Origin of the sequence: Bradyrhizobium sp. Pha-3 (genome assembly GCF_042258615.1) — a bacterium.
GTDB lineage: Bacteria > Pseudomonadota > Alphaproteobacteria > Rhizobiales > Xanthobacteraceae > Bradyrhizobium.
On record NZ_CP170152.1, the window covers coordinates 2,905,024 to 2,924,410 of the forward strand.

The 19,387-nt window shown below is 65.1% G+C and carries 15 protein-coding genes; 11 read left to right on the forward strand and 4 right to left on the reverse strand.

Going from position 1 to position 19,387, the window contains the following annotated elements; genetic code table 11:
- Positions 1 to 133 precede the first annotated feature (133 nt).
- The 3 genes from ACE10Z_RS13605 to ACE10Z_RS13615 are packed head-to-tail and all read left to right on the forward strand — an operon-like array spanning position 134 to position 2,932.
- On the forward strand, positions 134 to 1,015 hold the full coding sequence (locus tag ACE10Z_RS13605; RefSeq protein WP_342727726.1) for a branched-chain amino acid ABC transporter permease: 882 nt from the start codon (positions 134 to 136) through the stop codon (positions 1,013 to 1,015).
- Positions 1,012 to 2,022: a branched-chain amino acid ABC transporter permease gene (locus ACE10Z_RS13610; RefSeq protein ID WP_375788363.1), complete on the forward strand. Its 1,011-nt coding sequence runs from the start codon at positions 1,012 to 1,014 to the stop codon at positions 2,020 to 2,022. Before ACE10Z_RS13605 ends, ACE10Z_RS13610 begins: the two co-directional genes overlap by 4 nt.
- Positions 1,988 to 2,932, forward strand: coding sequence for a polyphosphate kinase 2 family protein (locus tag ACE10Z_RS13615; RefSeq protein ID WP_375788364.1), 945 nt, complete (start codon positions 1,988 to 1,990; stop codon positions 2,930 to 2,932). Before ACE10Z_RS13610 ends, ACE10Z_RS13615 begins: the two co-directional genes overlap by 35 nt.
- Positions 2,933 to 2,965: 33 nt before the next feature.
- Here ACE10Z_RS13615 and ACE10Z_RS13620 read toward each other — a convergent pair whose 3' ends face one another.
- Together ACE10Z_RS13620 and ACE10Z_RS13625 are read right to left on the reverse strand one after the other, a co-directional pair.
- Entirely contained in the window at positions 2,966 to 5,161 is a 2,196-nt protein-coding gene (locus ACE10Z_RS13620) for a spermidine synthase (protein ID WP_375788365.1), read from the reverse strand.
- A gap of 352 nt (positions 5,162 to 5,513) precedes the next feature.
- The gene (locus tag ACE10Z_RS13625; protein ID WP_375788366.1) at positions 5,514 to 5,939 is read right to left on the reverse strand and encodes a nuclear transport factor 2 family protein; all 426 of its coding nucleotides are present in this window, start codon (positions 5,937 to 5,939) and stop codon (positions 5,514 to 5,516) included.
- Between the two features lie 124 nt (positions 5,940 to 6,063).
- On the opposite strand from ACE10Z_RS13625, the gene ACE10Z_RS13630 reads away from it, so the two are divergent.
- The 4 genes from ACE10Z_RS13630 (at position 6,064) to ACE10Z_RS13645 (ending at position 10,390) form a co-directional block, all read left to right on the forward strand.
- Complete coding sequence (locus tag ACE10Z_RS13630) at positions 6,064 to 6,633, forward strand: bifunctional transcriptional activator/DNA repair enzyme AdaA (protein WP_279706917.1); 570 nt, start codon at positions 6,064 to 6,066, stop codon at positions 6,631 to 6,633.
- 413 nt (positions 6,634 to 7,046) lie between these two features.
- Positions 7,047 to 8,609 (forward strand): 2-isopropylmalate synthase, encoded by a 1,563-nt coding sequence (locus ACE10Z_RS13635; protein ID WP_375788367.1) that lies wholly within the window; start codon positions 7,047 to 7,049, stop codon positions 8,607 to 8,609.
- A 350-nt stretch (positions 8,610 to 8,959) separates the two neighbouring features.
- Positions 8,960 to 9,172, forward strand: coding sequence for a hypothetical protein (locus ACE10Z_RS13640; protein ID WP_375788368.1), 213 nt, complete (start codon positions 8,960 to 8,962; stop codon positions 9,170 to 9,172).
- Positions 9,173 to 9,400: 228 nt separating this feature from the next.
- On the forward strand, positions 9,401 to 10,390 hold the full coding sequence (locus ACE10Z_RS13645; protein WP_375788369.1) for a LysR substrate-binding domain-containing protein: 990 nt from the start codon (positions 9,401 to 9,403) through the stop codon (positions 10,388 to 10,390).
- A gap of 433 nt (positions 10,391 to 10,823) precedes the next feature.
- On the opposite strand, the gene mobA is transcribed toward ACE10Z_RS13645, so the two are convergent.
- Both mobA and ACE10Z_RS13655 read right to left on the reverse strand, forming a co-directional pair.
- Entirely contained in the window at positions 10,824 to 11,441 is a 618-nt protein-coding gene (gene mobA, locus ACE10Z_RS13650; RefSeq protein WP_375788370.1) for a molybdenum cofactor guanylyltransferase MobA, read from the reverse strand.
- Positions 11,434 to 12,318, reverse strand: coding sequence for a formate dehydrogenase accessory sulfurtransferase FdhD (locus ACE10Z_RS13655; protein ID WP_375788371.1), 885 nt, complete (start codon positions 12,316 to 12,318; stop codon positions 11,434 to 11,436). Before ACE10Z_RS13655 ends, mobA begins: the two co-directional genes overlap by 8 nt.
- 193 nt (positions 12,319 to 12,511) lie before the next feature.
- Between ACE10Z_RS13655 and glp the strand changes: the two genes are divergently transcribed.
- The 4 genes from glp to ACE10Z_RS13675 all read left to right on the forward strand — a co-directional run bounded on the left by glp (position 12,512) and on the right by ACE10Z_RS13675 (position 19,359).
- Positions 12,512 to 13,765, forward strand: a complete 1,254-nt coding sequence (gene glp / locus ACE10Z_RS13660) for a gephyrin-like molybdotransferase Glp (RefSeq protein WP_375788372.1) — start codon at positions 12,512 to 12,514, stop codon at positions 13,763 to 13,765.
- 208 nt (positions 13,766 to 13,973) lie between these two features.
- On the forward strand, positions 13,974 to 15,686 hold the full coding sequence (locus ACE10Z_RS13665) for an NAD(P)H-dependent oxidoreductase subunit E (RefSeq protein WP_375788373.1): 1,713 nt from the start codon (positions 13,974 to 13,976) through the stop codon (positions 15,684 to 15,686).
- 37 nt (positions 15,687 to 15,723) lie between these two features.
- Positions 15,724 to 18,510 (forward strand): formate dehydrogenase subunit alpha, encoded by a 2,787-nt coding sequence (gene fdhF / locus ACE10Z_RS13670; protein ID WP_375788374.1) that lies wholly within the window; start codon positions 15,724 to 15,726, stop codon positions 18,508 to 18,510.
- A gap of 54 nt (positions 18,511 to 18,564) precedes the next feature.
- On the forward strand, positions 18,565 to 19,359 hold the full coding sequence (locus ACE10Z_RS13675) for a dienelactone hydrolase family protein (protein ID WP_375788375.1): 795 nt from the start codon (positions 18,565 to 18,567) through the stop codon (positions 19,357 to 19,359).
- Positions 19,360 to 19,387 lie beyond the last annotated feature (28 nt).

Genomic DNA, 19,387 nt, shown 5'->3' on the forward strand with positions numbered 1-19,387 from the left:
CTTGCGCGCGTCTCGAAGGATCGACGGCCCCGCTAGTGGCCGATTCATCCTTCGAGGCTCGCTCCGCTCGCACCTCAGGATGACGGTCGAGCTATTTCAGCTAGCCGACGCCTCGGTCTAAGGCAGGGCCACCATGCAATCCTTCCTCGACATCTTCGACATCTACCTGCTGGAGGCCGTGATCAACGGCATCCTGCTCGGCGGCGTGCTGGCGCTCTTGGCGCTCGGGCTCAATTTGATCTTCGGTGTCATCGACGTCACCTGGATCTGCTACGCCGAGCTGGTGATGATCGGCATGTACGGCATGTACTATCTCGTGCAGGTTTTTCATTTGCCGTACTGGGCCGCCGCGCCGCTCGTCATCCTCTTGGTGGCGCTGCTCGGTGCCGCGCTGCATTTCCTGGTCATCGCGCCGCTGTTGACGGCGCCGCCGATCAACCAGCTGCTCGCCACCGGCGGCGTGCTGTTCATCCTGCAGAGTTTTGCCACCGTTGCCTTCGGCATCGACTTCCGCAATCTCGGCATCCGCCTGCCGGTGCTGGCGCTCGGCGAGATGAATTTCAGCTACGCGCGACTATTGTCGTTCGGCGCGGCGCTGGTCGGCATGATCGGCGTCTATCTGTTCCTGACCCGCACCTTCACCGGCACCGCGATCCGCGCCATCGCGCAGGACCGCCAGATCATGCCGCTGATGGGCGTCGACCCCAAGCGCATCTATCTCGTCACCTCGGCGATCGGCGGCGGGCTGGCCGGGCTCGCCGCCTGCCTCCTGGTGCTGCAATATGACGTGCATCCGTTCGTCGGGCTGTCGTTCGGGCCGATCACCTTCCTGATCTGCGTGCTCGGGGGGCTCGGCAATTTCATCGGCGGCTTCATCGCCGCCTTCGTGTTCGCCGAGATCATCTCGCTCGGCGGCCTGTTCTCCGATCTCGAATGGGGCTACGTGCTGGCCTTCGCCTTCTTCATCGTCATGATGTTCATCCGGCCCGCGGGCCTGCTCGCGAGGCGCTCGTGAACAGACAGGCCGCCGGCTGGATCATCGCGCTGCTTGCACTCGTCGTGCTGCCGTTCGTGCACCGCGACCCCTATCACCTGCACGTGCTGGTGCTGATCCTGATCTGGTCGTTCGCCTACACCTCGTGGTCGATCATGGGCCGCTTCGGCCTGGTCTCGCTCGGCCATGGCGGCTTCATGGGCATCGGCGCCTATGTCACCGCGCTGCTGTGGAATCACCTCGGCGTCTCGCCCTGGATCGGCATCCCGCTGAGCATGGCGACCGCGGGCGTGCTCGCACTCGTCGTCGCCTATCCCTGCTTCCGCTTCCGCATCACCGGGCATTATTTCGTGCTGGTGACCCTGGCGCTGTCCGGCATCGTGCTGCAGGTCATCACCGCGACCCGCGACTATACCGGCGGCTCGCTCGGCTACACGCCGCAGCGGGCGTCGAGCGGCAAGGGGCTGCTCGCACTGCAATTCGACGACAAGATCACCTGGTACCTGATTGCGCTCGCGGTCTGGGTCGCAGGTCTCGTGATCTGGCGGGCGATCGACCGCAGCATGATCCGCCACGCCATGGAGGCGATCTCGGAGGATGAGGATGCGGCCGCAGCCGCCGGCGTCAACGTCACCGCCGAGAAGCTCAAGATCACCCTGATCAGCGCGCTGATGACCGCGCTCGCCGGTGCGCTCTACTGCCAGTACCAGATGTTCATCTCGCCGGACACGGTGAGCGGCATCGCGGTCTCGCTGCAGATGGTGTTCGCGGCGATCGTCGGCGGCGTCTATGTGGCGCTGGGGCCGACGGTCGGCGCCGTCATCACCATCGTGCTGGCCGAGGTGCTGCGCATTTCGTTCGGCACCAAGGCGGTCGGCTGGGACAACCTGGTCTATGGTGTGCTGCTGGTGCTTTTCATCATCTTCCTGCCCAAGGGCATTCTTGGTAGCCTGATCGACCGGATCAAATCGCCACGCAAGCCGTCGAGAGGCCATGAACAACAAACCGTCCCCATCGCTCGCCGATGAACTGAAGCCCTTCGTCGCACCGTTCCGCTTCGGCGGAGCAGGCGAATTTCACCTCAAGTCGTATCCGACCGCCGAGAAGGGCGGCATCGACAAGGACGCCGGCGGCAAGATCATCGAAGCCAACCGCACGCGGCTGAACGACTTCCAGGAGAAGCTCTACGCCCAGGACCGCTGGTCGCTGCTGCTGATCTTCCAGGGCATGGACGCCGCCGGCAAGGACAGTGCGATCAAGAGCGTGTTCGAGGGCGTCAATCCGCAGGGTTGCGAGGTCTCCTCCTTCAAGCAGCCCTCGACGAAAGAGCTCGACCACGACTACATGTGGCGGGCCATGATCGCGCTGCCGGAGCGCGGCCACATCGGCATCTTCAACCGCTCCTATTACGAGGAGTGCCTGATCGTGCGGGTGCATCCGGAGGTGCTCGGCAAGCAGAAGCTGCCGAAGAAGCTGGTGACCAAGGATATCTGGCGCCAGCGCTTCGAGGACATTGCCGCGATCGAGCGCTATCTGTCGCGCAACGGCACCGTGATCCTGAAATTCTTCCTCAACGTTTCCAAGGAGGAGCAGCGCCGCCGCTTCCTCGACCGGCTCGAGGAGCCGGCCAAGAACTGGAAGTTCTCGATGGCCGACGTCACCGAGCGCGCGCTGTGGGCCAAGTACCAGGCGGCCTATCAGGACATGATCCACCACACCGCGACCGGGGAGGCGCCCTGGCACATCGTGCCGGCCGACCACAAATGGTTCGCCCGCGTCGTGATCGGCTCGACCATCGTCAATGCACTCGACCGGCTCGAGCTGAAATTCCCCGAGGTCGACAAGGCGGACCTCAGCGAATTCAAGCGCGTCCGCGCGGCGCTGGAAGCCGAAGGCAAGGGCGCTGCGGCCGAGAAGAAGGCGCCCGCCAAGAAGTAGCGCGCGCCGTCTGCCGTTCGCGCCGCGCGATCGCTATCCCTTGCGCGAGGGCATCCAGGCGGACAGCAGATAGAAGCCGATCGCGACGATCAGGAGATAGCGGAAGCCGAGCAGGGTCGAGCACGATTCGGCGAGGCCGCCGATGACCGATCCCGCGATGTTGGATCCGAACGCCTGATCGGGATTGGCTTCGTCGCGGAACGAGCGGGCGAAGATCACGCCGGCGAAGAACATCGGGCCGAGCGCCAGCGCGCACGGGATCGCGTAGCGCCAGACGATGCCGCCGCTCAGGAACGTGTCCAGCGGCACCAGCACCGAGACCGCCAGCAGCGCCAGCAGCCCGGCATAGTGTCGCACCAGCCGGATCGACGGTACCTTGATCACGTACAGATTGGCGGCGAGGATCAACAGCAGCGCGGTGAAGAACACCGCCGAGTTGACCAGCCAGGTGCTGCCGAACAGCAGCGCCATCTGCACCACCGCCTTGGTCTCGAGCAGCATGAAGGCCGCGCCGAGGAAGAACATCCGGTTATTGGGCCGCCAGGCGCCCTTCGGCTTGAACAGGTAGACGAGGCCAAGCCCGAGCACGCCGAGCAGGATCATCGAGCGAACGGTCAGGTCGGGGATCAGCCTGCCGCTGACATAGAGGAACGGCCAGTCGTCGCTGGTCGATTGCCTGGCGCCTTCATTGTCGACCACCAGCTTCGCCGGCGCCAGCGGCACCCAATCGCCGTGCTGGACGGCAGCCTTGTCCTGTGGCTTCTCGAAGCCGTCGACCGCCAGGTTCTCCGGCGGAATGCTGTTCAGCCAGAACTGGCCGCGGTCGCGGAACGCGGTGGAGATGCGCGGATTGCAGCCCGCGATGATGGTGGTGAAGCCGACCGCTTCGGACGAGGTCAGCGTTTCCTTGTAGGGCAGCGGCAGCACCAGCGGATCGCAGCCGAACACCTGCTTCGCCATCTCGGCGACGCGCTGCACGATCCAGCCCTGGCGATAGTAGTTGTACATCACGAAGACGCCGTCCTGCTTCAGCACGCGGCGGACGTCCTGGAACGCCTGTTCGGTGAACAGATAGCTTTCGAGGCGGATATTGGCGTAGCCGCTGTGCAGGATCAGCGAGTCGACGAGCGCATACACGACCAGATCGTACTTGCGCTCGGTGGTGCGCAGGAAATGCCGGCCGTCGTCGAGATGCGGCACCACCCTCGGATCCTGATAGGGCTTGTCGGGATGGTTTTGGATGCCGATGGCCTGGATCACCGGATCGATCTCGACCGCATCGATGCGCTCGACGCCGAAGCGCAAGGCGTGCGCCAGGTCGTTGCCGGAGCCGGCGCCGATGATCATGACGTCCTTGAACGGCGCGCCGCCGCTGTGCTTCTGCAGCAGGTGGATCAGCGAATAGGACGAGCCGCGTTCGCTGAACGGCATCATTTCCTGATGGCCGATGCTGTTGACGGTGATCACGCCGTTCGATTTGTTGAGGTCGACGGCGTAATAGGGCGACCAGCGGATGTCGTGGCTGCCGGAACGATCGGTGTAGAAGGCGGTAAATCCCACCACGATGATGATCGTCGCAAGGCGCAGGATCGACAGCGCCTTGTCCTGGTAGAGCAGGTAGACGATGCCGGCGCAGCTGACCCCGAACCAGACCACCGGCGGCGCCTGGGCGAACGACAGCAGCGAGAACCCGACGATGCCCGCGAGGCTGCCGCCGATATTCAGCGAATAGCCGGCGACGCGGTTGGGGTAGGCGTCGAAGGCGCGGCCGAGCGTCTGGCCGAGGCCCACGAACATCAGCGCGATCAGCACGAAGAACAGCCCGGCGATCGCCTCGATCGGCACGACGAACTTGGCGAGATCCGGGTTGCGATACTCGGTGCCGAAAAACACTTCCTGCGGCGATGCCTGATGGCCGACGTCGACCGCGAACTGGCCCCAGTTGGAATACAGCATCATGATCGTGACCACGGCAGCGAAGGTCACGAGGGCGAGCCCCGGAAACAGCGCAAGCCAGTTGGTCGTCCGCCGCGCGGCAAGGCAGCCGCACGACATGCCGAGAAAGGCCGCCAGCAGCACGATATTGGTGAAGAATTGCAGGAACACGACCTTGGCCGAGAACCAGCGGATGCAGGCCAGCTCGAGAAACAGGATCAGGAATCCGACGAGGAAGAGATTGAAGCCGGCTTGGCGCTGATTGGGCCCTTCGGCCACGTTCGTCGCGGGCATGATCCCGATATCTCCTTAACCATCAAAATCGTCACCAAAACGCCGGCAGACTAGATGCAACCAGTTGAGCAAAGATTGATTTACCCAGCCGCGCACGCGCCGCGGTTGTCGCCGAGGCCATGCACGGAGTCATGGTGTAGGAAAGGTTTCGCTGCGAGCGTGCCATGCCGGGTTTGTCCCGGCATCGATTGTCCATGTGAGGAGCGACAGGGGGTCACGTGAGGCGAGCACTCTCTTCGGCTCCCTCCCCCCTTGCGGGGGGCCACAAGGGGGAGGGAACCCTTTCGTTGGTGCGTCCCTCACGAGAGGTAGGCGAAGTGGTGCTAGAGTCTAAACGTAGGCCTCGCGCCACTCACGCCGCGGCTTCTCCAAACACCATCTGCCAGCCCTTGCGGGTATCCATGTATTCCCGAACCTGCTTGATGCGGCCTGCCTCGACCACGAACACGAAGCAGTAGTCATTGTCGTAGCGCCGGCCGTCCGGCAGCGTTGCGCGCATGCGCTCCTCGACGATCACGCTGTCGCCGTCGGCATGAACGGCGCGGAACGCGATGTCGATCTCGGTGAACAGGCGATGCATCTCGGTTGCGATGAAGCGGGCGATCGCCTCCGCGCCAATCATGTGATCGGTGTGATCGAGCGCGACCGCGGTGGCGTTGCGGGCCGGCGCGATCCATTCGGCATCCGGTGCGAACACGGCAGCAATCAGGTCGGTGTCGCGGGTCCTGAACGTCTGCCAGGCGTTGAGGACGATTTCCTTGTTGGTTGGGCTCGTCATGCGATGTCTCCAGGGGTGATCGATCGGCACGATCTAGGTCAGCGTGGCGAGACCTGCTGGCCGGAATCGGACCTCATCACTGCCCGCCACTTTCCCCGATCGCGTGATGCGCTAGTGTGCGGACATGCTCAGCTTCGAGGTCTGCAACGCTGCGCGGCTGCGGCGCGACGCGCGCTATGACGGCCGCTTCTTCACCGCGGTGAAGACCACCCGGATCTATTGCCGCCCGGTCTGTCCGGTGAAGCATCCGCTGCCGCGCAACGTCACCTACTACCCGACGGCCGCCGCGGCCGAAGCGGCGGGCTATCGGCCGTGCTTGCGCTGCCGTCCCGAAACCGCGCCGTTCTGTCCGGCGTGGAACGGCACCCGCTCTACGGTTGCGCGCGCGCTGAAGCTGATCGACGGCGGCGCGCTCGAGCGCGGCTCGGTTGCCGCTTTGGCCGACCGGCTCGGCATCACCTCCCGCCATCTCGGGCGGCTGTTCGAGCGCCACGTCGGCGCCAGCCCGCAGCAGGTCGCGACCACCCGCCGCGTCCAGCGCGCCAAGCGCCTGATCGACACCACGGATGACGCGATGACCGAGATCGCCTTCCGTGCCGGCTTCGGCAGCGTCCGCCGTTTCAACGCCGCTTTCGCCGACCTCTACGGCCGCTCGCCGTCGAGCCTGCGCGCGTCCTCGCGCGGGCGGAGGTGAGAGGACAGGGACGGGGCGGAGCCATGCGGTACGATAAGGTCAACCCCACTGACCATCTTTACCCATTGCGGCGGCTTGCCATAATCGTCTAGAACGACGGCGTCCAAGCGCTCCCGGCAACCAACCGTCAAGGGTTTTGACCGAGGATTTCGGCGCTCAACAGGGTCTGGCAATGCTGATTCGCGGCCAAATCGATGGGATTTCAGGGGAGGTGGCCCAGGCTACCGCCACGATCCCGGCCGCGGCGCCCACCCTGCTTATTGGCGGCCTGCTTCTTACCTGCCCCTGAGGGCCGGCTGGGCGTTTGCGCCTGGGCACTCAGGGGTTTGTACGAGATCACCGGACCCTGATATCGCCCAAGCAATTGCTCAAGGAGCAACATGACGGGCGCAAAGCTTAAAGGAATTTCTGACATGGCCACCGTGAACAAGTCCGAGAAGGACCGCGTCATCATTTTCGACACCACCCTGCGCGACGGCGAGCAGTGCCCCGGCGCCACCATGACCTTCGAGGAGAAGCTCGAGGTCGCCGAGTTGCTGGACGATATGGGCGTCGACGTCATCGAGGCCGGCTTCCCGATCACCTCGGAGGGCGACTTCCAGGCGGTCAGCGAGATCGCCCGCCGCTCCAAGAACTCGGTCATCGCGGGGCTCTCCCGCGCCCATCCGGCCGACATCGACCGCTGCGCCGAAGCCGTGAAGTTCGCCCGCCGCGGCCGCGTCCACACCGTGATCGCGACCTCGCCGCTGCACATGCGGGTGAAGTTGAACAAGACCCCCGAGGAGGTCATCGAGACCTCGGTCGCGATGGTCGCCCGCGCCCGCAACCAGATCGACGACGTCGAATGGTCGGCCGAGGACGGAACCCGCAGCGAGATGGATTATCTGTGCCGGATCGTTGAAGCCGTGATCAAGGCCGGCGCCACCACGGTGAACATCCCCGACACCGTCGGCTACACGGTGCCGGAGGAATACACCCACTTCATGCGGACCTTGATCGAACGGGTGCCGAACTCCGACAAGGCGATCTTCTCGGTGCATTGCCACAACGACCTCGGTATGGCGGTGGCGAACTCGCTGGCCGGCATCGTCGGCGGCGCGCGGCAGGTCGAGTGCACCGTCAACGGCATCGGCGAGCGCGCCGGCAATGCCGCGCTGGAAGAGATCGTGATGGCGATCAACGTGCGGAACGACAAGTTTCCGTACTGGAACAAGATCGACACCACGCAGCTGACCCGCGCCTCGAAAGTCGTGTCGGCGGCCACCTCGTTCCCGGTGCAGTACAACAAGGCGATCGTCGGCCGTAACGCGTTCGCCCATGAGAGCGGCATCCATCAGGACGGCGTGCTGAAGGACGCCTCGACCTACGAGATCATGCGGCCCGAGATGGTCGGCCTGAAGCAGTCCTCGCTGGTGCTCGGCAAGCATTCCGGCCGCCACGCCTTCATCCACAAGCTGGAGGAGATGGGCTACAAGCTCGGCGCCAACCAGCTGGAGGATGCCTTTACGCGGATGAAGGCGCTGGCCGACCGCAAGAAGGACATCTACGACGAGGACATCGAGGCGCTGGTCGATCAGGAGATGGCCGCCGCCCACGACCGCATCAAGCTGACCTCGCTGACCGTGATCGCCGGCACCCATGGCCCGCAGCGCGCGACCATGAAGCTCGATGTCGACGGCCAGATCAAGATCGAGGAAGCCGAGGGCAACGGCCCGGTCGACGCCGTCTTCAACTGCATCAAGCGCCTGGTGCCGCATGAGGCCAAGCTGGAGCTCTATCAGGTCCACGCGGTGACCGAAGGCACCGACGCGCAGGCCGAAGTCTCGGTGCGTCTCGCCCACGAAGGCCGCTCGATGACCGCGCGCGCCGCCGATCCGGACACGCTGGTCGCCTCCGCCAAGGCCTATCTCGGCGCGCTGAACAAGATCGTGATGAAGCGCCAGCGCGACGTCCCGGCCGCCAAGGTCGTGGGCTGACGGTTCGCTCGATCAACGCATTCGTAAAACGCGGCGCCCCGGCGCCGCGTTTTTGTTTTGAACGCGCACATTCAGACCCGTCATCCTGAGGAGCCGCGAAGCGGCGTCTCGAAGGATGAATCGGTCCCCGCTGCTTCAGCGCGCAACAATCGCCTCGCGGCAAGAGCCGGGCCGTAGCCCTTCGAGACGCGCGTTCCGCGCTCCTCAGGGTGACGGTGAGAGATTGTGTGCAGTCGGTAGGGCGGGTTAGGCGCAGCCGTAAACCCGCCACTTGTTGCGCGCACCGAAGACGGCGGGTTACGTTTCGCTAACCGCCGTACAGTTCTGCCTCGAACCGCATGGAGTGCATCGTGAACGTTCCTCCGATCAGCTTTGTCGACAAAGACTCCGGAGACGAGGGGGTTGTGCTTGTCCGCGTGACCGGAGCCGCAGTCGGACTGGCCGTCTCGCTGCGAAAGAACGGAGATATCGAGGTCGTATTCGGAGCAGAGGAGTTGGATCGCATCATCGGCGCGTTGGAAGCGGCGCGCCTGGCGCTTCATGCGCAGGGAGAGGCTCGATAGTTCGCAGGGCGAGTTAGGCGCATCCGTGACCCGCCGCCTGTCGCGCAGACCGAAGACAGCGGGTTACGCTTCGCGACCTGCCCTGCGTTTCGCGCATTGGATTCGAATTCGTCTTTTTGTTCAATTCTTGGAATCATTTCCCAATAATCCGCCGCATCCCGCACCGCTTTGGAATCTTCAGCGCCATCTCCAGCGCTACGCTGCGTTCTTTCCCCGGGGACGCCGCCCATGCCGCTTGCCTCCATCGACGTCGACATCCCGCGCGCCGCCACGCGGGCGGAGACCGCGCTGACGCGGCGGGTGGACCTCACCACGCTCCGCCTGTTCGTCGCCGTCTGCGACGAGCAGAATCTCACTCGCGCCGCGCAGCGCGAGGGGATTGCGGCCTCCGCGGTGTCGAAGCGGATGAACGATTTCGAGCTGACGTTCGGCGTCACGCTGTTCAAGCGGCTCGCCAAGGGCATGGCGCTGACGCCGGCCGGCGAGGCGCTGCTGCATCACGCCCGGGTCACGCTGCTCAATGTCGAGAAGATCGCGGTCGAGCTGTCGGAATATTCGCAAGGCGTGCGCGGCTATGTCCGCATGCTCGCCAACCTCTCGGCGATCGTGCAGTATTTGCCGGAGGACCTCTCCGCCTTCTTCGCGGCGCATGAGCTGCTTCGCGTCGATCTGCAGGAGCGGCCGAGCGGGCAGGTGATCCGCGGTATCGAGGACGGCGCCGCCGAGATCGGCATCTGCTCGGCCGAGGCCGACAGCCGCGCGCTCGAAGCCTTCCATTATCGCTACGACAATCTGGTGGTGGTGATGCGGGGCGACCATCCGCTGGCCGGCCGCGAGAAACTGTTGTTCACCGAGACGCTCGATTTCGACCATATCGGCCTGCACACCGCGAGCTCGATCTATCTGCGCTCGCAATATGCGGCGTCGCAAGCCGGCAAGACGATGCGGCTGCGCATCAATGTGCCCGGCTTCGATGCGGTTTGCCGCATGGTGCAGGCCAATATGGGGCTCGGCCTGATCCCCGATCGCGCCTTCGCGGTCGTTGGCGCCGGCATGGGGCTTCGCGCCATCCCGCTGCGTGACGATTGGGGGCGGCGCGAGCTGAAGATCGTGGTCCGCGATGCCGCGCATCTTTCCGGAACCGGTCGCCTGATGCTCGACTATCTGCGCGCCGTGGAAACGGATCGGAGAGGGCGGGCCGGCGGGCAGCTCGGCTAGTGTGCCGAATCCGAAGTTCGTGCGATTTCGCGGTAGCCGCTTTCACGAACGTCGCATTCATAAAGCACACTAGAATCATAAGTTTGCTAGTGTCCTTATCGAATCCGACGTTCGCTCCGAAGGTGCGGCGAATGATACGAACTTCGGATTCGGGACACTAAAGCGGGATGAGTTTTGGTTGAATCGGCTTGGTGCGGTCTCGGTTCACCTCTCCCCGTCGGGGAGAGGTCGGATTGCGAAGCAATCCGGGTGAGGGCTCTTGCTCCTCGATAGACCGTAACCCCTCACCCGATTTGCTGCGCAAATCGACCTCTCCCAAGGGAGAGGTGAACTTTCGACGCCGTTCCAGCTCAACCTAATCTCATCAGGCTTTAGCTGCGTGCGTGCTCGCAGCCGGGGATGTTCGTTCCGGACGCAAGCGCAGGCGCGCGTCTCATCCGCCGTCGAGTGCGGCGAGGCGATCGGCTTCCGCGATGTCTTCAACGGTGTTGGCATTGAAGAACGGATCCAGCGGCTCGGTCGGCCACTCGACCGTTGCCAGCGGATAGCGCGCGGTCCAGCGATCGATCTTGCGCACGTCCTCCTCGACGAGCGCGTGGCGCAATTCGTTCCGCAGACGCACGCTCCAGAGACCGATGACCGGATGCGTCTGCCCACCGGATGAAGCGACCGCGAGCTCGGCATTCTCTGTGGTGCGCGCCTGCTCCAGGCGTGCGACAAGATCGCGCGGCAGAAACGGACAGTCGCCTGCCGCGCTCAGCACCCATTTCGCATCCGGCCGGTTGGCCGCGGTCCAGTCCAGCGCGGCGAGGATGCCGGCGAGGGGGCCCGGATAATCCGCGACATCGTCGGCGACGACGGGAAGGCCGAAGGCGGCGAAGCGCGCGGGGTCGCCATTGGCGTTGATGATCAGCCCGCTGCATTGTGGGGCGAGACGGTCGATCACCCGTTGCAGAATGGTTCGGCCGGCGATCTTGCGCATCGGCTTGTCGCCGCCGCCCATCCGCCGCGCGAGGCCGCCGGCCAGCAGCACGCCCGGGATGTCAGTCATTGTCGGCCTCTCCCTTGCGCTTGTGCCGCATCGATTCCTCTTCGACATAGTCGAGGTTCTGGTCGTAGACGATCCGCTCCTGGCCGGACAGCGCGATGAAGCGCTTGCCGCGCGCGCGCCCGACCAGCGTCAATCCGACCTGCCGCGCCAGATCGACGCCCCAGGCGGTGAAACCGGAGCGGGAGACCAGGATCGGGATGCCCATCCGCACCGTCTTGATCACCATCTCGGAGGTCAACCGCCCCGTGGTGTAGAGGATCTTGTCGGCCGGATCGACATTGTGGCGATAGATCCAGCCTGCAATCTTGTCGACGGCGTTGTGCCGGCCGACATCCTCGGTGTAGCAGACCGGGGTGCTCTCCTTGCACAGCACGCAGCCGTGAATGGCGCCCGCTTCCAGATAGAGCGACGGCATCGTGTTGATGGTGTGCGTCATCCGGTAGAGCCAGGAGGTCCGCAGTTCGGCCTTCGGCAGCGCGACCTTCTCGACGGCTTCGAGCAGATCGCCGAATGCCGTTCCCTGCGCGCAGCCCGAGGTCTGCGTACGCTTCTTCAGCTTCGCCTCGAAATTGGTGTGGTGCGCCGTGCGGACCACCACCACCTGGAGATCGTCGTCATATTCGACCTCGGTGACGACGTCGTCGTATTTGAGCATGTTCTGGTTCAAGAGGTAGCCGAGCGCGAGGTATTCGGGATAGTCGTTGATCGTCATCATCGTGACGATCTCCTGCGCGTTGAGGTACAGCGTCAGCGGCCGCTCGACCGGTACCCTGATCTCGGTCGACGCGCCGGTCTGATCGACGCCTGTGACGCGCTCCGTCAGTCGCGGATCGTCCGGGTCCGGAACAATAATGGGAGCGGTGGTCTTCTCGGTCACGGTCGGCGTCCCAATGGGTTCACATGGCAGCGAAGCAGGGGATATAAGCACGATCGGAGACGGACTGGCCACTCTCCGCCGCTTCGCCGGAACTGCCAGGGATTCGTCACGGATGGTCCGGCTTCGAGGATAACGCCGCAGTTCGCGATGTGGATCGAACAAATACTGTCGATGGCCGAGGACTGAGGACATCATGGCGCAGCTTTCCGACGACTGCTTCGCGTTCGGCGGACCGATGATGTCGGTCGACGAGGCCGTCTCGATCATCGCCTCGCGCGTCAAGCCTGTCGGCGAGACGGAAGCCGTTACCCTGGTGGACGCCGACGGGCGCATCCTCGGCCGCGACGTGGCGGCGCCCCTGCCGCTACCGCCGTTCATGAATTCCGCCGTCGACGGCTATGCGCTGTCCGGCACGGACCTGCCGGCGAGCGGCGAGCGTGCGTTTCCCATCGTTGGGCGCGTGCAGGCGGGAGCGCCGGCACAGCCCGCGCGGCGCGGCCAGGCGGTGCGGATATTCACCGGTGCGCCGATGCCTGAGGGCACCGACACCGTGTTCATGCAGGAAGACGTGCGGATCGACGATGCGGGCAACGTGATCCTGCCGTCAGGCCTGAAGGCCGGCGCCAATGTGCGTCCTGCCGGCGAGGACATTGCGCGCGGCCACGTCGCACTGGCGGCGGGCCGGCGGCTGCGTCCGCAGGACATCGCCGTTGCCGCGGCCTTCGGGCTCACCACGCTCGATGTGGTGCGGCGCCTGCGCGTCGGGGTGTTCTCCACCGGCGACGAGCTGGCCGCGCCGGGGAGCCCGCGTGCTGAAGCTCAATTGTTCGATTCCAACCGCTTCATGCTGATGGCGATGTTGCGGCGGCTCGGCTGCGAGGTCGGCGATCTCGGCATCCTGCGCGACGAACGCGCCGAACTTGCTGCCGCGCTCAAGCAGGTCGCGCGACGCTACGACCTGATCCTGACCACGGGCGGCGTCTCGACCGGCGAAGAGGACCACGTCAAGGCCGGTATCGAACAGGCCGGCTCGCTGGTGCTGTGGCGGATGGCGATCAAGCCGGGCCGTCCGGTGGCGATGGGAATCATCGACGGCACGCCGCTGATCGGTCTGCCGGGCAATCCGGTGGCGAGTTTCGTCACCTTCGTCCATGTGGTGCGGCCGACGGTGCAGGCGCTGTCGGGCGCGGTGCCGTCTGCCCTGCTGCCGATGCCGGTCCGGGCCGCCTTCAGCTACAAGAAGAAGAGCGGCCGCCGCGAATATGTCCGCGCCTCGCTGCGCCGGGCGGCGGACGGCGCGCTGGAGGCGACCAAGTTTCCCCGCGAAGGGGCCGGCCTGCTGTCGTCGCTGATCGAGACGGACGGGCTGATCGAGCTCGGCGAGTCCATCGTGCGGGTCGAGCCGGGCGATGCGGTCGGCTTTCTCGGCTACGCCGACCTGCTCTGAGGCCACAGACGCGGTCGAGATCGCCCGAGCCGGATGCTCGCGCGATTGAAAAATCAGATCGACCGATAGGCAAACATTAACAACGGCCTGCGCGGCAACCCGACGCTGCTAGAGGCGTTCTAAATGTGCTTGCCTGTGGCATGCCAGAGAATAGAGTTGGGTTGAACCGGCGCAACTTGCGCAAAGCCGGGTTCCAAGGCGAGGTTTCATGAGTGGAGACGACGTTCACAAGGTCCGCGCGTTCGAGCATCCCGGAGCCGGCAGGAAGCGGGCGAAAGCCACGCCCAAGGGACGCCAGGTCGATCCCGCGGCCGCTCATGAGATCGAGGCGCTGCTCGCGGACCGGCCGCGGCGTCGCGACCTGCTGATCGAATATCTCCATCTGATCCAGGACAAATACCATCAGATCTCGGCGGCGCATCTTGCCGCGCTCGCGGACGAGATGAAGCTGTCATTCGCCGAAGTGTTCGAAACCGCGACCTTCTATGCGCATTTCGACATCGTGAAGGAAGGCGAGCCTGACATCGCGCCGCTCACCGTGCGTGTCTGCGATTCGCTCACCTGCGCGATGCTCGGCGGTGAGCAGCTTTTGAAGGATCTCCAGAATCGCGCCGGCCCGGGCATCCGCGTCGTGCGGGCGCCGTGCGTCGGCCGATGCGACACCGCACCCACTGCGGAGGTCGGCCACAACTTCGTCGACCATGCGACCGTCAGCAACGTGCTCGCTGCGGCGAAGAGCGGCGACACCCATGTGCATCTCCCGCCCTACGTCGATTACGACGCTTATGTCGCCGACGGCGGATACAAACTGCTGACGCGGCTGCGCGCGGGCGAGCTGCCGCGGGACGACCTGCTGAAGGCGCTCGACGATGCCTCGCTGCGCGGTCTCGGCGGTGCCGGTTTCCCGACCGGCCGCAAATGGCGCGCCGTGCTCGGCGAGCCCGGTCCGCGGCTGATGGCGGTGAACGGCGACGAAGGCGAGCCCGGCACGTTCAAGGACCGCTACTATATCGAGACCGATCCGCATCGTTTCCTCGAGGGCATGCTGATCGGGGCCCTCGTGGTCGAGGCGCCCGAAGTCTACATCTACATCCGCGACGAGTACCCGGCGTGCCGCGAGATCCTCGCGCGCGAGATCGCAAAGCTTCCGCCAGGTGGTCCCGTGCTGCATCTGCGGCGCGGCGCCGGCGCCTATATCTGCGGCGAGGAATCCTCGCTGCTGGAATCGATCGAGGGCAAGCGCGGCCTGCCGCGGCACAAGCCGCCATATCCGTTCCAGGTCGGGCTGTTCGGCCTGCCGACGCTGATCAACAACATCGAGACGTTGTGGTGGGTGCGCGACATCGTCGAGAAGGGCGCCGACTGGTGGAAGAGCCACGGCCGCAACGAGCGCCACGGCCTGCGCAGCTTTTCGGTGTCGGGACGCGTCAAGGATCCCGGCGTCAAGCTCGCGCCCGCCGGCATCACCCTGCGCCAGTTGATCGACGAGTATTGCGGCGGCATGGCCGACGGCCACACCTTGCAGGCCTATCTGCCGGGCGGTGCGTCCGGCGGCATCCTGCCGGCCTCGATGGAGGACATCCCGCTCGATTTCGGTACGCTGGAAAAATACGGTTGCTTCATCGGCTCGGCCGCGGTCGTCGTGCTCTCGCAGGCCGATGACGTCAGGGATGCCGCGCTCAATCTGATGAAGTTCTTCGAGGACGAGAGCTGCGGGCAATGCACGCCCTGCCGCGCCGGAACCGAGAAGGCCGTGCTCTTGATGCAGCAGCCGGTCTGGAACAAGGAGCTGCTCGACCAATTGAGCCAGGCGATGCGCGATGCGTCGATCTGTGGCCTCGGGCAAGCGGCCTCCAATCCGCTGGCATCCGTGATCAAATATTTTCCGGACGGGTTTCGTCCGCAGCAAGCCGCCGAATAGGCGGGCCGGGCAGGGCGAACTTCGACGAGGATTTTGAATGAGCAACGATCACAACTCCGGCCCGACGATCCAGTTCGAGCTCGACGGCCACCAGGTCGAGGCGCGGGCTGGCGAAACCATCTGGCAGGTCGCCAAGCGCCAGGGCACCGAGATCCCGCATCTCTGCTATTCGCCCGCGCCGGACTACCGGCCGGACGGCAATTGCCGCGCCTGCATGGTCGAGATCGAAGGCGAGCGCGTGCTGGCGGCGTCCTGCAAGCGGACGCCTTCGGTCGGCATGAAGGTGAAGTCGGCGAGCCAGCGCGCCGTCGCGGCGCAGAAGATGGTGATGGAGCTGCTCGTCGCCGATCAGCCGGCGCGCGAGACCTCGCACGATCCGGACTCGAAATTCTGGCACTGGGCCGAGAAGACCGGCGTCACCGAAAGCCGCTTCCCCGCCACCGAGCGTTGGCACGCCGACACCAGCCACCCGGCGATGCGCGTCAATCTCGATGCCTGCATCCAGTGCGGCCTCTGCGTGCGGGCGTGCCGCGAGGTGCAGGTCAACGACGTGATCGGCATGGCTTATCGCAATCACGGCTCGAAAATCGTATTCGACTTCGACGATCCGATGGGCGAATCAACTTGCGTCGCCTGCGGCGAATGCGTCCAGGCGTGTCCGACCGGGGCCCTGATGCCGGCGGTGATGCTCGACGACAAGCAGACGCGCGTCACCTGGCCCGACCGCAAGGTGGACTCGCTGTGCCCGTATTGCGGCGTCGGCTGCCAGGTCACCTACGAGGTCAAGGACGAGAAGGTGATCTACGCGGAGGGACGTGACGGTCCCGCCAATCACAACCGGCTCTGCGTCAAGGGCCGCTTCGGCTTCGACTACATCCATCATCCGAACCGGCTGACCAAGCCGCTGGTGCGGCTGCCGGGCGTGAAGAAGGATGCCAACGACCAGGTCGACCCCGCAAATCCCTACACCCATTTCCGCGAAGCATCCTGGGAAGAGGCGCTCGATTTTGCCGCGGCCGGCTTGGAGAAAATCCGCGACGAGAAGGGCGCCAAGGCGCTCGCCGGGTTCGGTTCGGCCAAGGGCTCGAACGAGGAAGCCTACCTGTTCCAGAAGCTGGTCCGCACCGGCTTCGGCTCCAACAATGTCGATCACTGCACGCGGCTGTGTCACGCCTCGTCGGTGGCGGCGTTGTTCGAGGGACTGAGCTCCGGCGCGGTGTCGGCGCCGTTCTCGGCCGCGGCCGACGCCGAGGTGATCTGGGTGATCGGCGCCAATCCGACGGTGAACCATCCGGTCGCCGCGACCTTCATCAAGAACGCGGCCAAGCGCGGCGCCAAGCTGTACGTGATGGACCCGCGCCGCCAGGCGCTGTCGCGCCACGCCACGCAGCACCTCGCCTTCAAGCCGGGCAGCGACGTCGCGATGCTGAACGCGATGATCCACACGATCATCACCGAAGGCCTGACCGACGAGCAGTACATCGCCGGCTATACCGAGGGCTATGACGAGCTGAAGGCGAAGATCCAGGAGTTCACGCCGGAGCGCATGTCGCCGATCTGCGGCATTCCCGCCGAGACGCTGCGCGAGGTGGCGCGTGCCTATGCCCGCGCCAAATCGTCGATCATCTTCTGGGGCATGGGCATCAGCCAGCATGTCCACGGCACCGACAATGCGCGCTGCCTGATCGCGCTCGCCCTGATCACCGGCCAGGTCGGCCGTCCCGGCACCGGGCTGCATCCGCTGCGCGGCCAGAACAACGTGCAGGGCGCTTCCGACGCCGGCCTGATCCCGATGTTCCTGCCGGACTATCAGCCGGTCGGCCGCGATGACATGCGCGGCGCCTTCGAGAAACTGTGGGGGCAGGAGCTCGATCCGGTGCGCGGGCTGACCGTCGTCGAGATCATGAACGCGATCCACGCCGGCGAAATCCACGGCATGTATGTCGAGGGCGAAAATCCCGCGATGTCCGATCCGGATCTGCAGCACGCGCGCCAGGCGCTGGCCAAGCTCGATCATCTCGTCGTGCAGGATCTGTTCGTCACCGAGACGGCGTTCCACGCCGACGTCATCCTGCCAGCCTCGGCGTTCGCCGAAAAGTCCGGCTCGTTCACCAACACGGACCGCCGCGTCCAGCTGGCGCGCGAGGTGATCAAGCCGCCGGGCGATGCAAGGCAGGATCTCTGGATCATCCAGGAAATCGCCAAGCGCATGGGACTGCCCTGGAACTATGCGGGGCCGGGCGAGGTCTTCACCGAGATGGCGCAGCTGATGCCGTCGCTGAAGAACATCACCTGGGAGCGGCTGGTCCGCGAGGGCGCCGTGACCTATCCGGTCGACGATCCCGACAAGCCGGGCAATGAGATCATCTTCACGACCGGCTTCCCGACCGAGAGCGGCCGCGGCAAGATCGTGCCGGCCAAGGTGATCCCGCCGGATGAATTGCCCGACGACGAGTACCCGATGGTGCTGTCGACCGGCCGCGTGCTCGAGCACTGGCACACCGGTTCGATGACGCGCCGCGCGCAGGTGCTCGACCAGATCGAGCCCGAGGCGGTCGCGTTCATGACACCGAAGGACATGCGCAAGAAGGGGCTCGCGCCCGGCGACTTCATCCGCCTCGAGACGCGCCGCGGCGCGGTCGAGGTCAAGGTACGCGCCGACCGCGACGTGCCCGAGAACATGGTCTTCATGCCGTTCTGCTACGCGGAGGCGGCCGCCAACCTGCTGACCAACCCGGCGCTCGATCCGTTCGGCAAGATTCCGGAATTCAAGTTCTGCGCGGTCCGCGCCGAGAAGATCGATATCCGGACGGCGGCGGAATAGCCGTTCGGCCAAAACAAACGCAACGCGGCGACGCCAACCCGCAGGGAGATCAGCATGCGAACGATCATCGTCGGAGCACTCTGCGCCATCGCAATGGTCGCGAGCGCACACGCCGCGGTCAAGGAAGAGCCGGTCACCTACTCGGACGGCGAGACCACGATGAAGGGCTTCGTGGTCTATGACGACGCGACGACGGCCAAGCGGCCCGGCATCGTCATGGTGCACGAATGGTGGGGCATCACCCCGCATATTCATAGCGAGGCGCGGAAGTTCGCGGAGCAGGGCTACACAGCCTTCATTGCGGACATGTACGGCGACGCCAAGACCGCCGACAACCCGAAGGATGCCGGCGCGCTCGCGGGGGCGGTGATGAAGGATGCGAAGGTGATGGAGCAGCGCTTCAACGCCGCCCGCGAGCAACTCGCCAAGCAGGCTTCGGTCAATCCCCAGCGGATCGGCGCCGTCGGTTACTGCTTCGGCGGCGCGGTGGTGCTGAACATGGCGCGTGCCGGCGCCGATCTTACCGCCGTTGCGGGCTTTCACGCGACGCTCGGTCTCAACACGCCGGCACCGGCGCCGGGCACCGTCAAGGCGAAAATCCTGATTCTGAACGGCGCCGACGACCCGTTCGTGAAACGCGAGCAGTACGATGCGCTGAAGAAGGATTTCGACGCAGCGAAGGCCGATTACCGGATCATCGAATATCCGGGCGCCGTGCACGCGTTCACGAATCCCGAAGCCACAGAACTCGGCAAGAAGTTCAACCTGCCACTCCGATACGACGCCAAGGCCGATCAGGAATCGAAGGCCGAGGCGGCCAAGCTGTTTGCCGCGACCCTTCAGAAATGAACAGGCGGGCCGCCGACATGGTGCTGCC

Coding starts and splice junctions, on each gene's coding strand:
- ACE10Z_RS13620 (WP_375788365.1), bottom strand. CDS start 5,161: ATGCCCGCGACGAACGTGGCCGAAGGGCCCAATCAGCGCCAAGCCGGC.
- ACE10Z_RS13635 (WP_375788367.1), top strand. CDS start 7,047: ATGGCCACCGTGAACAAGTCCGAGAAGGACCGCGTCATCATTTTCGAC.
- ACE10Z_RS13665 (WP_375788373.1), top strand. CDS start 13,974: ATGAGTGGAGACGACGTTCACAAGGTCCGCGCGTTCGAGCATCCCGGA.
- glp (WP_375788372.1), top strand. CDS start 12,512: ATGGCGCAGCTTTCCGACGACTGCTTCGCGTTCGGCGGACCGATGATG.
- fdhF (WP_375788374.1), top strand. CDS start 15,724: ATGAGCAACGATCACAACTCCGGCCCGACGATCCAGTTCGAGCTCGAC.
- ACE10Z_RS13615 (WP_375788364.1), top strand. CDS start 1,988: ATGAACAACAAACCGTCCCCATCGCTCGCCGATGAACTGAAGCCCTTC.
- ACE10Z_RS13605 (WP_342727726.1), top strand. CDS start 134: ATGCAATCCTTCCTCGACATCTTCGACATCTACCTGCTGGAGGCCGTG.
- ACE10Z_RS13625 (WP_375788366.1), bottom strand. CDS start 5,939: ATGACGAGCCCAACCAACAAGGAAATCGTCCTCAACGCCTGGCAGACG.
- ACE10Z_RS13630 (WP_279706917.1), top strand. CDS start 6,064: ATGCTCAGCTTCGAGGTCTGCAACGCTGCGCGGCTGCGGCGCGACGCG.
- ACE10Z_RS13675 (WP_375788375.1), top strand. CDS start 18,565: ATGCGAACGATCATCGTCGGAGCACTCTGCGCCATCGCAATGGTCGCG.
- ACE10Z_RS13645 (WP_375788369.1), top strand. CDS start 9,401: ATGCCGCTTGCCTCCATCGACGTCGACATCCCGCGCGCCGCCACGCGG.
- mobA (WP_375788370.1), bottom strand. CDS start 11,441: ATGACTGACATCCCGGGCGTGCTGCTGGCCGGCGGCCTCGCGCGGCGG.